Annotated in this window: 12 protein-coding genes and 2 pseudogenes; 11 read left to right on the forward strand and 3 right to left on the reverse strand. The window is 43.9% G+C overall.

Annotated elements, in window-relative coordinates; all coding sequences use genetic code 11:
* Positions 1-162: 162 nt before the first annotated feature.
* Positions 163-1,428 (reverse strand): type II toxin-antitoxin system HipA family toxin, encoded by a 1,266-nt coding sequence (locus ACZ5O6_RS09775; RefSeq protein ID WP_447091375.1) that lies wholly within the window; start codon positions 1,426-1,428, stop codon positions 163-165.
* The gene (locus ACZ5O6_RS09780) at positions 1,415-1,759 is read right to left on the reverse strand and encodes a helix-turn-helix domain-containing protein (RefSeq protein ID WP_447091374.1); all 345 of its coding nucleotides are present in this window, start codon (positions 1,757-1,759) and stop codon (positions 1,415-1,417) included. The genes ACZ5O6_RS09775 and ACZ5O6_RS09780 overlap by 14 nt, the downstream gene beginning before the upstream one ends.
* Positions 1,760-1,903: 144 nt before the next feature.
* Between ACZ5O6_RS09780 and ACZ5O6_RS09785 the strand changes: the two are divergent.
* From ACZ5O6_RS09785 to ACZ5O6_RS09800, 4 genes and pseudogenes are all read left to right on the forward strand, one after another.
* A pseudogene (locus tag ACZ5O6_RS09785) lies at positions 1,904-2,076 on the forward strand (IS3 family transposase); the annotation flags it as partial.
* Between the two features lie 102 nt (positions 2,077-2,178).
* A pseudogene (locus tag ACZ5O6_RS09790) lies at positions 2,179-2,976 on the forward strand (IS3 family transposase); the annotation flags it as partial.
* A 259-nt stretch (positions 2,977-3,235) separates the two neighbouring features.
* Complete coding sequence (locus ACZ5O6_RS09795; protein ID WP_447091373.1) at positions 3,236-4,966, forward strand: protein adenylyltransferase SelO; 1,731 nt, start codon at positions 3,236-3,238, stop codon at positions 4,964-4,966.
* Positions 4,967-4,989: 23 nt separating this feature from the next.
* A complete protein-coding gene (locus tag ACZ5O6_RS09800) occupies positions 4,990-5,808 on the forward strand; it encodes an SDR family NAD(P)-dependent oxidoreductase (RefSeq protein ID WP_447091372.1) in 819 nt (272 codons plus the stop codon).
* 121 nt (positions 5,809-5,929) lie between these two features.
* Here the strand turns inward: ACZ5O6_RS09800 and cysK are convergent, their stop codons facing one another.
* Positions 5,930-6,853 carry a cysteine synthase A gene (gene cysK, locus ACZ5O6_RS09805; protein ID WP_447091371.1) on the reverse strand — a complete coding sequence of 308 codons (924 nt, stop codon included), beginning with the start codon at positions 6,851-6,853 and terminating at the stop codon, positions 5,930-5,932.
* A 235-nt stretch (positions 6,854-7,088) separates the two neighbouring features.
* Here cysK and ACZ5O6_RS09810 point away from each other — a divergent pair, with 235 nt between their 5' ends.
* The 7 genes from ACZ5O6_RS09810 to ACZ5O6_RS09840 all read left to right on the forward strand — a co-directional run bounded on the left by ACZ5O6_RS09810 (position 7,089) and on the right by ACZ5O6_RS09840 (position 13,084).
* Positions 7,089-7,721, forward strand: a complete 633-nt coding sequence (locus ACZ5O6_RS09810; protein ID WP_447091370.1) for an SWIM zinc finger family protein — start codon at positions 7,089-7,091, stop codon at positions 7,719-7,721.
* Positions 7,722-7,898: 177 nt separating this feature from the next.
* Complete coding sequence (locus ACZ5O6_RS09815; RefSeq protein ID WP_447091369.1) at positions 7,899-8,804, forward strand: hypothetical protein; 906 nt, start codon at positions 7,899-7,901, stop codon at positions 8,802-8,804.
* 171 nt (positions 8,805-8,975) lie between these two features.
* A complete protein-coding gene (locus ACZ5O6_RS09820; RefSeq protein ID WP_447091368.1) occupies positions 8,976-9,113 on the forward strand; it encodes a hypothetical protein in 138 nt (45 codons plus the stop codon).
* 166 nt (positions 9,114-9,279) lie between these two features.
* Positions 9,280-9,525 carry a bacterioferritin-associated ferredoxin gene (locus ACZ5O6_RS09825; protein ID WP_447091367.1) on the forward strand — a complete coding sequence of 82 codons (246 nt, stop codon included), beginning with the start codon at positions 9,280-9,282 and terminating at the stop codon, positions 9,523-9,525.
* A gap of 274 nt (positions 9,526-9,799) precedes the next feature.
* Positions 9,800-10,276 carry a bacterioferritin gene (gene bfr, locus ACZ5O6_RS09830; protein WP_447091366.1) on the forward strand — a complete coding sequence of 159 codons (477 nt, stop codon included), beginning with the start codon at positions 9,800-9,802 and terminating at the stop codon, positions 10,274-10,276.
* 256 nt (positions 10,277-10,532) lie between these two features.
* Entirely contained in the window at positions 10,533-11,708 is a 1,176-nt protein-coding gene (locus tag ACZ5O6_RS09835; protein WP_447091365.1) for a benzoate/H(+) symporter BenE family transporter, read from the forward strand.
* 164 nt (positions 11,709-11,872) lie between these two features.
* On the forward strand, positions 11,873-13,084 hold the full coding sequence (locus ACZ5O6_RS09840; RefSeq protein ID WP_447091364.1) for a hypothetical protein: 1,212 nt from the start codon (positions 11,873-11,875) through the stop codon (positions 13,082-13,084).
* The last annotated feature ends 212 nt before the right edge of the window (positions 13,085-13,296 follow it).

Raw genomic sequence — 13,296 nt, forward strand, 5'->3', positions numbered from 1 at the left:
GTTATTTTTTCTGTGAATATTGGTCGGGTTGATTACGGCTATCTGTGTAACGCTTTTTCATAATGAGATATCCTAAGGAGTAAATTAAGTGGAAATCCCAATAATGTCATAGGTTTATTTAGGGATGGGCCAGGTTTGATCGATGGCGCAAAAGAAGCATAGTTATAATTCTACAGAAAACGGATTTAAAAATTGCCGCTGCCAAAGTAATTTACGATCAACGCCATTCAACTCAGCCTCATCACATGTGGATGCCCAGTATTGCTCAATAATAGATTTTTGATGCTCAAAGATTATAGAGGCTTGATCTTTACTGAGTAAAAAACGTTGCGCGGCAGACAAACATGTTTTGAGCTGGCTTAAATTATTTTCTCCGATAATACGCATAGCTTGCCCAGCCTCATTACCCGCTCGCCCCTGGGGGCAGATATCATAGGCCGGTGTCAGACTTAAATGTTTGCCATCCCAAAACGCAGCATGGTTTCGGGCGTGATCGTCAGTATTACCACATAGGATATTGAACACTAAACGTGAGAACAGCTCTCTGAGTGTATCTTTAGGTTCAACGAATCGATGACGAATAATTTCAGCTAGAGTTTCATAGCTAGCGTAGCGCGCCATCATATCATCGAGGCCAAATAGGGTGAGGGCTGAGACCATAGGCCTTCGTGTCCAGCCCTTGCCATTATATCCCCTATCAAAGCGTTCAATGAGCACAACATCTTTATTGGCCGCTTTTACCATTTTCACTGAGGCGACATTGATACCGACTAATTTTGCCAGACGCATTGCTATAAACTCAGCCTTCACCACGCTGTATAAATCGTTGGTAGCAGAAAATTTAGCAATATATTTTGTGCCTCCCTCTTCAATTAACGCTTTAGGGCGCGCGCCGCCAATCGAACTACCATGGTAGAGCGCCTGATCTAATTCCGGAGTGAGCGGCTCTCCCCTCTCAACGCGCTCCGCAGATTGCACCAACTCATCCATGCTGACGTTTTTGGCCAAACGCGGTATATAGTCAGTGGGGGATTGCTGAAAGTCTAATGCACCAATCCGATCTGATCCGGACTCTAAAAGGTAGGTGAGCTCATCAAGTGTGGCCGTATCGGTGTTAGCGCCTTTTAGACCGAGTTTTTTATTAATAATCACTCGCCGCCCCCAAGCATCGGGGGCACTATCACGAATACACCCTGGCATAGTCAACCCATCCAGATTAGGAAGCACCCCAGTTTTTAATGGCAACTCAGGCTCGTAGATGGGGATAGCTAGCGATGTATCCTTGATACGTTCCAAGTAACTTTTACCGTAGTTAAATAAAAGTGCCTCGCCATCGACTTCAAGTTTTCCAGCAACAACAGGATGTACTTCTCCCGGCAGCCATATCCAGACATATCCCTCCTTGTATTGATTCTTAGAAGTCATCATCAACTACCCTTGCACGTTTACGAGCCTTTTTAGGGAGCAGAGCGAGTTTCTCTTCGGTTTCTTTCATATGTTTTGCAAGGGTAAATGAAGACGGCTCAGCATTGAACAGATTCACCCCGAGGATAGTCGCCACTTCAAACACCGCACCGATCTCACATTTCAGATCGCCTTTCTCAATTCTCTGAAGCATGCTTCTGGAGATACCCACGCGCTCAGCCACCTCTTGGGCGCTTAACTTACGCCCTAATCTGGCTGCACGAATGAGGCCCGAGAGAAGCGTGATGGCTTCTTCGGTATAGCGAGAATATGAACGCGTCACTGATTTTGGCATACTTTTGATTCACAAATAAGTCAATAAAATACATATAGGTTTATATATAAATCAAATTGTAGTTTGCTTTTGAAAAGTAATCAACCTTATAAGCTTGAAGCTGAAAAATCAGGAGAAGCCTTATCAATCGATGAGCGTGAAGAACTCAAGCGCTTGCGCAAAGAAAACAAAGAGCTGCGAATGGAAAAAGACATTTTAAAAATACCCCAAGGGCACGTAGAGGCGAGTGCCTTCTTCACGAAAGAACTGAAGTGAGATACAGATTTATACGACAGCAGTCATGTACTTATCCTGTGAGGTTACTGTGTCGAGTCATGCAGTTCAGCAGTTCAGCAGTTCAGCAGTTCAGCAGTTCAGCAGTTCAGCAGTTCAGCAGTTCAGCAGTTCAGCAGTTCAGCAGTTCAGCAGTTCAGCAGTTCAGCAGTTCAGCGTATTATGTATGGAAAAAACGCCCCGCCAAACTGATTACAGCTCAAGAATTAGACCTTTATCGTCGTGCAAAAGCCTTATTTAAGGCAAGTCGTAATAGCTTGGGCAGTCGAACGTTGTCGAAGAGTTTACGTGGAGAAGGTTTTGTTGTTGGTCGTTATGTCACCCGCACATTGATGCGAAAATTAGGCTTAAAAGTACAGCAGCGAGTCAAATATAAGGTCACCACGAAGCGTAAATACAGCGATAGCGTTGCGGTTAACTTGCTCAATCAACAGTTTAATCCTGTTGGCATTAACGAAGTCTGGGCGGGTGATATTACCTATTTAAGAACGAGAGAGGGTTGGATGTATCTCGCAGTGGTTGGCTTATACTCTCGGAGAATCGTTGACTGGGCGATAGATAAGGGTATGACACAAGCATTAGTGAGTCGAGCCATGATCAAAGCGATTCACTTAAGACAGCCACCTAAGGGGTGGGTGTTTCATAGTGACCGTGGTTCACAGTATACCAGTAAGCATTACCGCAAACTGCTGAAAGGTTATGGAATAAGTGCCTCTATGGGGAGTACGGGTGCTTGCTGGGATAATGCGGTGATTGAGAGATTCTTCGGGAGCCTTAAACATGACTGGATTTTTAAAGTGGATCAACCTACGCGTGACCACATGAAAAAAGATGTGGCGGATTATATCCGCTACTACAACAATGATCGGCTACATGCGAGCAACAACGATATGTCACCGGTTAACTATGAACTGTCTGAAATAAAAGTGTCCTGCTTGGGTTGACCAGAACAGTACGAGGGGGTTCAACTTTACATTCGCTCTACTGTTATCTTAATGTAGATAATCGTGCCACTATTACTTTCCACAGTATATGATTATTACACTCAGCGTTCATGGCTTAAATATTGAGAAAAAGTTATTCGGCACAATGTCAGCCCCGCAGTAGCGAACTCTGTGAAAAATTAAATCGAGTGATATGAGCTTGCCCTAATAAAAACTCGTATACTAGGGGGATAAACCATTCATTCTTTTTACGTTGCCTATGCCCTCTTCTAAACCTTCTACAACATCCACAATCAACACTTTTAATGACTTTACCCAGGCGGTTGATTATTCTCTGATGAATACGCTCCGCTGTGATCCAGAGGCGACGGAGGATGGTGAGAATTATCGTGCTCGCCAAGTATTTTCTGGCCATTATGTACCAGTAAAGCCAACACCTTTGGCTCAACCAGAATATGTTAGCCACAGCCGTAGCTTGTTTAAAGAGCTGGGGCTAAGCGATAAACTGGCATTCAACGAATCTTTTCAACAACTGTTCTCTGGCGATATATCGGCGGCGCAAGCACCGATGCGAGCATTTGGCTGGGCGACGGGTTATGCCTTGTCGATTTATGGCACGGAGTATAATCAACAGTGCCCATTTGGTACGGGTAATGGCTATGGTGATGGTCGAGCTATTTCAATATTTGAAGGAGTTTTCAACGGCCAACGCTGGGAAATGCAATTAAAGGGCGGCGGCCCAACGCCCTACTGCCGAGGTGCTGATGGGCGCGCGGTACTGCGCTCCAGTGTGCGCGAATTTTTAGCACAAGAGTATATGCATGCATTGGGTGTGCCGACGTCTCGCTCATTAACTTTATATGTCTCTCAATCCGAAACGGTGACTCGTCCGTGGTATTCAGAAGACTCTCGCTCCTCTGACCCCGACATACTGATGGAAAATCCGGTCGCGATTACTACGCGCGTTGCGCCCTCTTTTTTACGTGTGGGGCAATTAGAATTATTTGCCCGTCGCACTCGAAAGCAATCACCTCAAAACCTTTCACCTCAAAACCCGTCACATACCGAAGCGTTCACCGAGTTAAAACTGATCGTGGCGCACCTGATTGAACGAGAATATGCACAAGAGATTGACCAAAGCCTCGCCTTTGACGAACAAATTATTGCGCTAGCCACACAGTTTCGTCAGCGCTTAGTCGCGTTAGTTGCCAATTGGATACGCGTGGGTTACTGCCAAGGTAATTTTAATAGTGACAACTGTGCTGCGGGTGGCTTTACCTTAGACTATGGCCCCTTTGGTTTTTGTGAAATTTTTGATCCTGAATTTCAACCGTGGACAGGCGGTGGTGAACATTTCTCCTTTTTTAATCAGCCGATGGCCGCAGAAGCCAATTACCACATGTTTTGGTCTGCCGTGCGGCCATTGCTGGCAGACAACACAGCAGCTACTGAAACGCTCGATCAAATACGCCGTGAGTTTGCAGAGGTGATGCAAGACGCCATCAACAATATGTGGGCAAGCAAACTGGGGTTAACCGAATACAACGCGCAGCTAATGAAACAACTAATAACACTTATGGCGCGCTCCGAAGTTGATTACACGATATTTTTTCGCGAGTTATCACATATCCCTAGTGATGTATCAGCATTGAAAAAGAGCTTTTATGTTACAACTTCAGCACAACTAGATGAACAATGGCAAGCTTGGCTAAACCAATGGCATGAACACATTATGCGCAATAGTAATGTCGAGGCGGTTTCCACCAAGATGAAACAAACCAACCCCAAATACACATGGCGAGAGTGGCTAATTGTTCCAGCGTATCAACAAGCCATGCAAGGTAACTATCAACTCATTCAAGAACTACAAGAAGTCTTAAGCCACCCCTATGAAGAACAAACATCGGCAATAGAAGAGAAATATTATCGACTCAAACCAAAGACATTTTTTAATGCCGGTGGTGTGTCGCATTACAGTTGCTCGTCTTGATCAAAACCACACAGGATGAAACCATGAAAAAAACTATTCTACTGACCGGTGCCACTGACGGTATTGGTTTAGAAACGGCAAAAACATTATCGGCTCAAGGCCACACCTTGTTATTGCACGGTCGTAGCGAAACGAAATTAGATAGTATTAAAAAGACATTATTAGCGTTAAATTCAAACGCGAGCATTGATATGTTTCAAGCTGATTTATCGAATCTATCCGCCGTTAGACAATTAGCTTTGGCAATAAAAAAAGAGCATTCCATTATTGATGTACTTATCAATAATGCGGGTGTATTTAAAACCCCTCAGCCCATCACTGATGAGGGTTTCGATATCCGTTTTATGGTCAATACCATTGCACCTTATTTATTGACACAACAATTATTACCCCTATTAAAGCGACAAGGGCGTGTGATTAATCTTTCATCTGCCGCACAAGCGCCTGTGAACCTTGAGGCACTTAAAGGGCAAACATTACTTAACGATAGCGAAGCCTATGCTCAGAGTAAATTAGCGATAACCATGTGGACGTATCAACTCGCGAAATCACTGGGTGACAATGCACCTTCACTCATGGCCGTTAATCCTGCCTCGTTTTTAGGCAGTAAAATGGTAAAAGAGGCCTACGGATCAGATGGTAAAGACTTAAGTATTGGCGCAGATATTTTAGTACGTGCCGCACTAGACGATGAATTTTCCAATATTAAAGGGCAATATTTTGATAACGATATAGGACACTGGTCTCAACCACATCCCGACGCACTAGATGACTCTAAAAATAATGCATTAGTTTCAGTCATTGATGAAATAGTCAAAAAGCATGATGCACGTAGTCATTAAAAAGCTATGGGAAAAGTCGTAGTAACGGTTGATTAAAAAAAGAGCGCTGTATTCATCAATACGCGCTCTTTTTTAATGCTAAAAACTAAGGAAGTTAGATAACTTATTTATGAAAAATGGTTTAGCCTTCTTCAGGTAAAAAACCGTCGATAGACAGATAACGCTCACCAGTATCGTAGTTAAAACCTAGCACCGTCGCGCCTGCATCTAATGAAGGGATGACTTGATTAATTGCCGCAAGCGTCGCGCCCGATGAAATACCCACAAGCAAACCTTCTTCGGTCGCACAGCGGCGTGCCATCTCTTTGGCATCTTCAGCCTCTACTTTGATCACGCCATCGAGTAAATCAACGTCTAGGTTTTTAGGAATAAAGCCTGCACCAATGCCCTGAATTGGATGAGGGCTAGGATCACCACCGGATATCACTGGCGATGCGGCGGGCTCGACCGCGAATACTTTAAGGTTGGGCCACTGTTCTTTGAGAACTTTAGCGCAGCCGGTAATATGTCCGCCGGTACCAACGCCGGTCACAATCGCGTCGAGACCATCGGGGAAGTCCGCTAAAATTTCTTGAGCGGTATGCTTAACATGCACGTCAACGTTAGCAGGGTTATCAAATTGCTGCGGCATCCACGCGTTTGGTGTTGCTGCTAATAATTCTTGCGCTTTCGCAATCGCACCGCTCATGCCTTTTTCTTTTGGCGTAAGCTCAAACGTTGCGCCATAAGCCAACATCAAACGGCGGCGCTCAATCGACATGCTTTCTGGCATCACTAGCACTAACTTGTACCCCTTCACCGCCGCAACCATCGCCAAGCCGACACCCGTATTACCCGATGTCGGTTCGATAATCGTTGAACCGGGTGTAAGCGAGCCGTCTTTTTCTGCCGCCTCGATCATCGCCAAGGCGATACGATCTTTAATAGAACCGCCGGGGTTTGAGCGCTCGCTTTTAATCCATACCGATGCGGCATCATCAAATAAGCGCTGGATTTTTATGTGGGGTGTATTGCCGATGGTGTCTAAAATCGTTTGAGTTTTCATGATAAATATCCTAAAAATTGAATAAAAATAATACCGTTCAAAAAGTAAAAAATCGTCTACTACAATACCTGATACTGCACAGACAGCAATAAACAAATACGTTAATATGCAATCATATAATACTGAATACCCTATCTAAAGATGGAGCGACCAAATAACAATCTCAATCAAGCCTGAAAAGAGTAAAACGTCTATATTGCTATAGCGTTGCTTTTATTCGAATAAGACAACAACCATGATTACTGACAAACAATTAATTGCCCTAGCGGGAAAAGGCGCGTTTACACGAGGAAAAGATTATTTTGCCTCTGACGCGGTCATTGAGTGGAATAAAAAAGGCACGAAGATCAACGGGCTAGTTGAAGGCAGTCAAACCTACACAGTAACGTTACACCATACCACTACGCACTTCGATGGTAGCTGTGACTGTCCTGCCTCTGAAGGCATTGATTTTTGTAAACACTGTGTGGCTGTAGCACTCGCTTATCGACAAGAACAGACAGAACAAAAACAGCTAGAAAGTGGCAAACCTTTACAACGAATAGAAGCCTATTTGAATAAATTAGACAAGCCACACTTGCAAGACGAACTTATTGCGCTCATTAAGAATGATCGGGTACTCCGTGAGCAATGGTCGTTACGTGCTGACTTAGCACTCAACAAAATCGATGCTAAGGCCATCAAAAAACGTATTACTGCCGCTTTACCTTACAACCGTCATTATTATCGTTACCCGCAGGTGCGCAGCTATTTTGCTCAAGCCGAGCCGACGATAGAACTATTGGTACAACAAGCTCCCAACCTTGAAGTCGATAAGGCGCTAGCATTGGTCGATTACAGCTTACAGCGTTTAGAAAAAGCGTTGTAGACCATTGATGACTCTGGCGGTTTTCGCCTTGATATTGAAGAGGCCTTACAGGCTCTACATATTGAGACACTAGCGAGAACAGATTGGAGTAGTGAGCAGCTAGTCCGTTACTTAGAATCTCTAGAGGAGTCTGCTTATAGTGAATCGTACCCTGCCATACCCGATGCGTATCTAGATTTGTTGGGCGAACAAGGTCTACATTTATATATTCAGCATAAGCAAACTATTTGGGATGCATTGCCTCCATTGCCAGCCCACTCAGACTGGGACAAAAAGTACCCTTATTTACGCTTATCAGATCTACTTATCGCTCATGCTAAGGCAAACAACAACACGACGACTGAAATAGCCATTCTAGAAAAAACCGTTACCTGCACAACAGATTGCATCAAACTATGCGAACGCCTAATCGAATTAGACTTATGGCCACAAGTGGATGCGTGGTTAAGCAAAGCTAAACAGTGGCAAAAGAAATCACCTTACCCGCACAATCAGCGTGGGGGTAACACTAGCCTAGAGCAAGTAGAACTCAAATTATATTTACATAAAGGCGACACCCCATCCGCACTCAAAAAACAATGGGAAATTTATCAAACATCACCCAACGTGAAGCACTACGACAAACTACTGGATCTAGCCGAGCAATGCGGTGAACATAAAAAATGGCGTGACAAGGTGTTCGACACTTTACATGCTGCCATTGAAAAACCAGACCAGCAATATTTTATGCATTACAAGCTAGATCATCTTATTCAATTATATCTACATGAAAATAAACCAGATAGTGCATTAACCGTGGTAAATACATATAAGGTGAATGAGCGTGCATTACATGCAGTCATTAAGAGCTTCCACAAACAACCCACCATCACTCTACCCCTTTATCAACGCTTAGTTGACATGCATATACGACAAGGCAATAACGATGCCTACAAACAGGGCATTACTTTTTTAGTAGAGTGTAAAAAAAGCTTACAAAACCAAGCCCATAAAAATGCTTTCGCATTGATTGAGGAAGAGTTACGCACACGTCATAAAGCTAAACGTAATTTTATAAAATATTTAAATGAGGCTATGGGTTAAACACCATTGCACGAAAGTCAGGTTACCCACATACGTCGCATCGACGCATTAAATATAAGTCATCATTGCATTAGCCGTTCTCCAACCACCTTAAATGATAACAATTCTCAATAGCGCTGACAGAAATCAATAGATTCTCTATGATGCCTTTCGTCTGATGGATTCGGCGTTTTGCACCCTCATCAAGACCCTCACTGGCAAAACAAACGAATAGCCGTCTCTGGCAGCTTGATTACTGAAACCATTTATCAATTAAACGCACAAGAAAAAATTGTGGGCGTTGATTCAACCAGCCAATACCCCCGCTGAAGCGAAAGAATATCCGACACCGGAGCAGTCAAAAGCATCGAACCAGTAAACGCGGCTGGCGTTATAATCAAAGCATCTAAGTAATTAACGCAAATGCAATTGACATCGATTATTATTTGCAACAAAATAAACCTCTCATTATCACAACAAATCAACTCAGACTGCTATGTTCGTTTGCCTTTGTAAAAACATCACCGACACGCAAATCAGACAATCCATCGCTGATGGCGCAGCCAGCCTACACGACGTTCGTAAAGAGCTAGGGGTTGCCACTCAGTGCTGCAAATGCCTACCTGATGCCCGAGCAGTCGTTAACGATGCGCTTGAGCAACAAGCGCTACAAAACCATACAACAAACCCTCTAACAGCGCTCTCTTCGGCATTATTCTTCCCCGCCGAATTATCTCGCTAATCCACCACCAGCCAACGTGGAGATATGGATTTCCAACCACCATTCAAAGCACGCCGTGAATACGTCCATGCAGGCGATAGCTTCGCCTAATAGCTGGAATTCCGCTATTGAAACGTTAACGGAACAGCAGTGATAGTTTACAACTCACAATAAAAAGCTAAAACGAAATTATTAGCATTAACTTTTATTAAATAAAATCAATAACTTACATCCATATTGTTGACTTTTGCGTAGAACTGGCCAGAATACTCTCACACTTCAACCGGAGAAGGTTATGAAAGGCGATCCAAAAGTTATCGAGTTTTTAAATAAGGCTTTAGGCAATGAACTTGTTGCTATCAATCAATATTTTTTACACGCCAAAATGTATAAAGACTGGGGCTTTGATGTTCTCGGTGATTATGAATACCACGAATCTATTGATGAGATGAAACACGCCGACAAACTTACTGAGCGCATTCTGTTTTTAGAAGGGCTACCCAATTTACAAGACTTAGGCCGTCTCTATATTGGAGAACATACATTAGAAATGCTGCAATGCGATCTAAAGTTAGAGCACCAAGCCATCCCTCTATTACGCGAGGCAGTAGCTTATTCTGAAAGTATTAAAGATTATGTTAGTCGTGATTTGTTTAGTGAAATTCTCGATAACGAGGAAGAGCATGTGGATTGGCTAGAAACTCAGCTCAATCTAATCGAAACCATCGGCATTGAAAATTACTTACAGCTGCAAGTAAAAACACCAGTATAGTATTCGTTTATATGCCCATTACAAGCACAGGTAATAGGCATACACATCAAAACTGAGTCATTACAGCAGATACTTTTGTTTATCCGAAATCCAGCCACTGCAGTCTATCGACTTCCTTGTGGAACCTCTGAACAAATCATGCGTGGTTTTTCTCTAGCTTATTCAAGGGTTCCTTATCTTTGGTCATTACCCGTATTTATTTTGTTTACGTGTTATAAAGACAAGGCCACCATAATAACGCAAAGCGGAACCTATATTGTCTCGACGACTTAGCAAGCTCTCATCCACATTACCTCACTTATCTGCTGGTTTAGCCACAGTCATGATTGGCTATACCAGCTCAGTTGCCATTGTGATTCAAGCGGCAACGGCCTCTGGCGCTAACGCAGAACAGATTATTAGCTGGTTAACCGCCTTAGGGTTTGCGATGGGGCTATCGACGATTGTTTTATCCTATTGTTATAAGCTCCCATTGCTGACCGCATGGTCGACACCGGGAGCGGCCATGCTGATTGGCATTGCGGCTGATCACACACTCAGCGAACTAACCGGTGCATTTATCATGACTGGTTTACTTGTTGTGCTTACCGGATTAATTCGCCCATTAAGCACCTTAATTGCTCGCATACCCAGCCCCCTAGCTACCGCAATGCTAGGGGCGATTGTGCTGCCGTTTTGCATCAAAGCATTTATGCCGCTTATGGATGACACCCTGCTGTTTGCAGTGCTATTTGCGACCTTTGTTTTGTGTAAACGTTTCTTTCCCTCGTTAACGATGTCGGCATTACTCGTCGTTGGCATTGCCTATGCTGTGCTAAGCGGACAATCCATTAACAACATCGACATTTCACCCTTGCAGTGGACGAGCGTTATGCCGGAATGGAACCTATCAACCATCATTAATGTCAGTATTCCGTTATATCTTATTGCGATGTTGTCGCAAAATTTACCGGGTATCGCCATGCTAAAAAGTTACGGCTACCCCGCCCCTATCAAACCAGTATTAATTGGTACGGGAGCCACTAATATGTTGTTGGCTCCATTGGGTGGATTCAGCTTAAATTTGGCTGCAATTTCAGCCGCGGTTTGCATGAATGAACAAGTTGATGCCGATAAAAACCAGCGCTATAAAGCGGCAATGTGGGCAGGGTTATTTTACTTAATCGCCGGATGCTGGGCTGCCGCCGTAGTCACTTTATTTTTAGCACTACCACAGGCGTTAATGGCAATGCTTGCGGGCTTGGCCTTACTGGGCACATTATTAATGTGTATGAAAACAGCATTCAGCGACACGCCATACCAAGAAGCGGCGTTGATAACATTAGTACTGGGATTATCGGATATTACTTTATTGGGCTTAAACTCGATTATGTGGGGATTACTCATTGGCTTAGGGTATTTTTGGGCAACAACGTATTATCGTCGCCAGTAAATCCATCTTCAGTCATTAATAATAAAAACCACCTCGACACACGTATCGTAAAACAATCAACAGACACAACTGGGCAATGATAGTCGCTTACCAACGACGACTTACCTGCCCAGACCAAGACACACATCGTTCAAAACAGACCGTACAAACAAGGTATGGATTTTATGGCACAGACGCAGACCAAAACACGATTTTCTAACGCCGTAGACGCATCGACATACACGATATTACCAAACAAAAACTGCTCGCTGTCTGAGCATTATTCTATACCGACATCGCATACCAGCGATGTCCACGCTACCGTAAATATGTCTGCTAATATGGACAAACGCTATAGCCAACAACAGCCTCTGGCCGATGGCGAAACCGCCATGCCATACGCTCCCACGGTTGAACTACCCAATGGCAATACGGCCATTCCTCAACATTACCTACACTATCACCACACGATCGACTCTATTCAATCGATCATTCACGATATTCATTCACTTGATCTTACCCCTATTTTCGCCGACGAAGATGAGCGTGGATGTTATATTCAAGTGGGTATTATTGGCGAAGAAAATTACGATCGCAGCGGTGGTGAGCTGCCTAAGAAAATTGTCTATGGGCGCAAGTGGCGAATTGAACCGACAACCCCCACGTCAGAAATTATTCAAACGGCGTTTTTAGCCGTGAAAAAAGTGTGGGAGCACGAAGCACGAGAATTTTTAACCGTTAAAGAAACCAACAGCAATAAGACAAGCGCGCTCTTTAGCAGCCACCACGATTTACCATTAATGGCACATAATGCCGATTTAATCGACCAAGAAATACACCACGACAATAGCGACGACATTCACGCATTTTTATCGCGAGTTACCTTTAAAAACTGCACGTTTGTCATTGATGACATACTCGCTCGGCCACGCAATATCATCGTCGACATTCGATTACAACCGCCTGAAAACCAACACGATATAACGCTAAATAATGCGAAAGATGGAGCTGTCAGGTTCTACACCTTTCAGGCTAGTCTCGTTCTTGATAGCTTATCACCCGGCGCCCTGCTTTATGCACTAATGGATGCATTAATAGCGCACAGCAATCGATATATTGAAGAACATTTTGCTTATCAGGGGTTTACCCGTTTTAGTCGCCAAAACAACCCGCTGAGTATCGCGGCGCTCTCCATTGCATCACGCCCCTACAGCGAACACATGCAAGATAATACCTTTGCCTCTACTTTTGAGGAAATGAACTATGAGACCGATGCGTGTCGAGTCCCGTGTATGGGCAGTGGCAAACTGGCCGATAAAAACCGCCAGCTCATCGAACAGATCGAAGGGCTAACAGGGCATTTGCCGACAGAGCTATTGCAAGCCCCATCAAAATAATACGTATAAGACACCTCACTGCTATACCGTTAACTTTTCAATAATGGAATTCCAGTCATTAGGCAAAGCCATCATCCACATGGACGTATTCACGGCGTGTGTTGAATAGATGAGATAGCAGTGAAGACACCTATGTATATACCTTGCACTCTTATTCGACAATTCATAACAGCTAGCACATCACCGCCATAAGCTCTATAATCGCTCCCTTT

This window comes from Eionea flava (genome assembly GCF_055393785.1).

Bases quoted from the DNA above. Each gene is read 5' to 3' on its own strand.
- ACZ5O6_RS09775 (WP_447091375.1), bottom strand. From the start codon at position 1,428: ATGATGACTTCTAAGAATCAATACAAGGAGGGATATGTCTGGATATGG.
- ACZ5O6_RS09780 (WP_447091374.1), bottom strand. From the start codon at position 1,759: ATGCCAAAATCAGTGACGCGTTCATATTCTCGCTATACCGAAGAAGCC.
- ACZ5O6_RS09795 (WP_447091373.1), top strand. From the start codon at position 3,236: ATGCCCTCTTCTAAACCTTCTACAACATCCACAATCAACACTTTTAAT.
- ACZ5O6_RS09800 (WP_447091372.1), top strand. From the start codon at position 4,990: ATGAAAAAAACTATTCTACTGACCGGTGCCACTGACGGTATTGGTTTA.
- cysK (WP_447091371.1), bottom strand. From the start codon at position 6,853: ATGAAAACTCAAACGATTTTAGACACCATCGGCAATACACCCCACATA.
- ACZ5O6_RS09810 (WP_447091370.1), top strand. From the start codon at position 7,089: ATGATTACTGACAAACAATTAATTGCCCTAGCGGGAAAAGGCGCGTTT.
- ACZ5O6_RS09825 (WP_447091367.1), top strand. From the start codon at position 9,280: ATGTTCGTTTGCCTTTGTAAAAACATCACCGACACGCAAATCAGACAA.
- bfr (WP_447091366.1), top strand. From the start codon at position 9,800: ATGAAAGGCGATCCAAAAGTTATCGAGTTTTTAAATAAGGCTTTAGGC.
- ACZ5O6_RS09840 (WP_447091364.1), top strand. From the start codon at position 11,873: ATGGCACAGACGCAGACCAAAACACGATTTTCTAACGCCGTAGACGCA.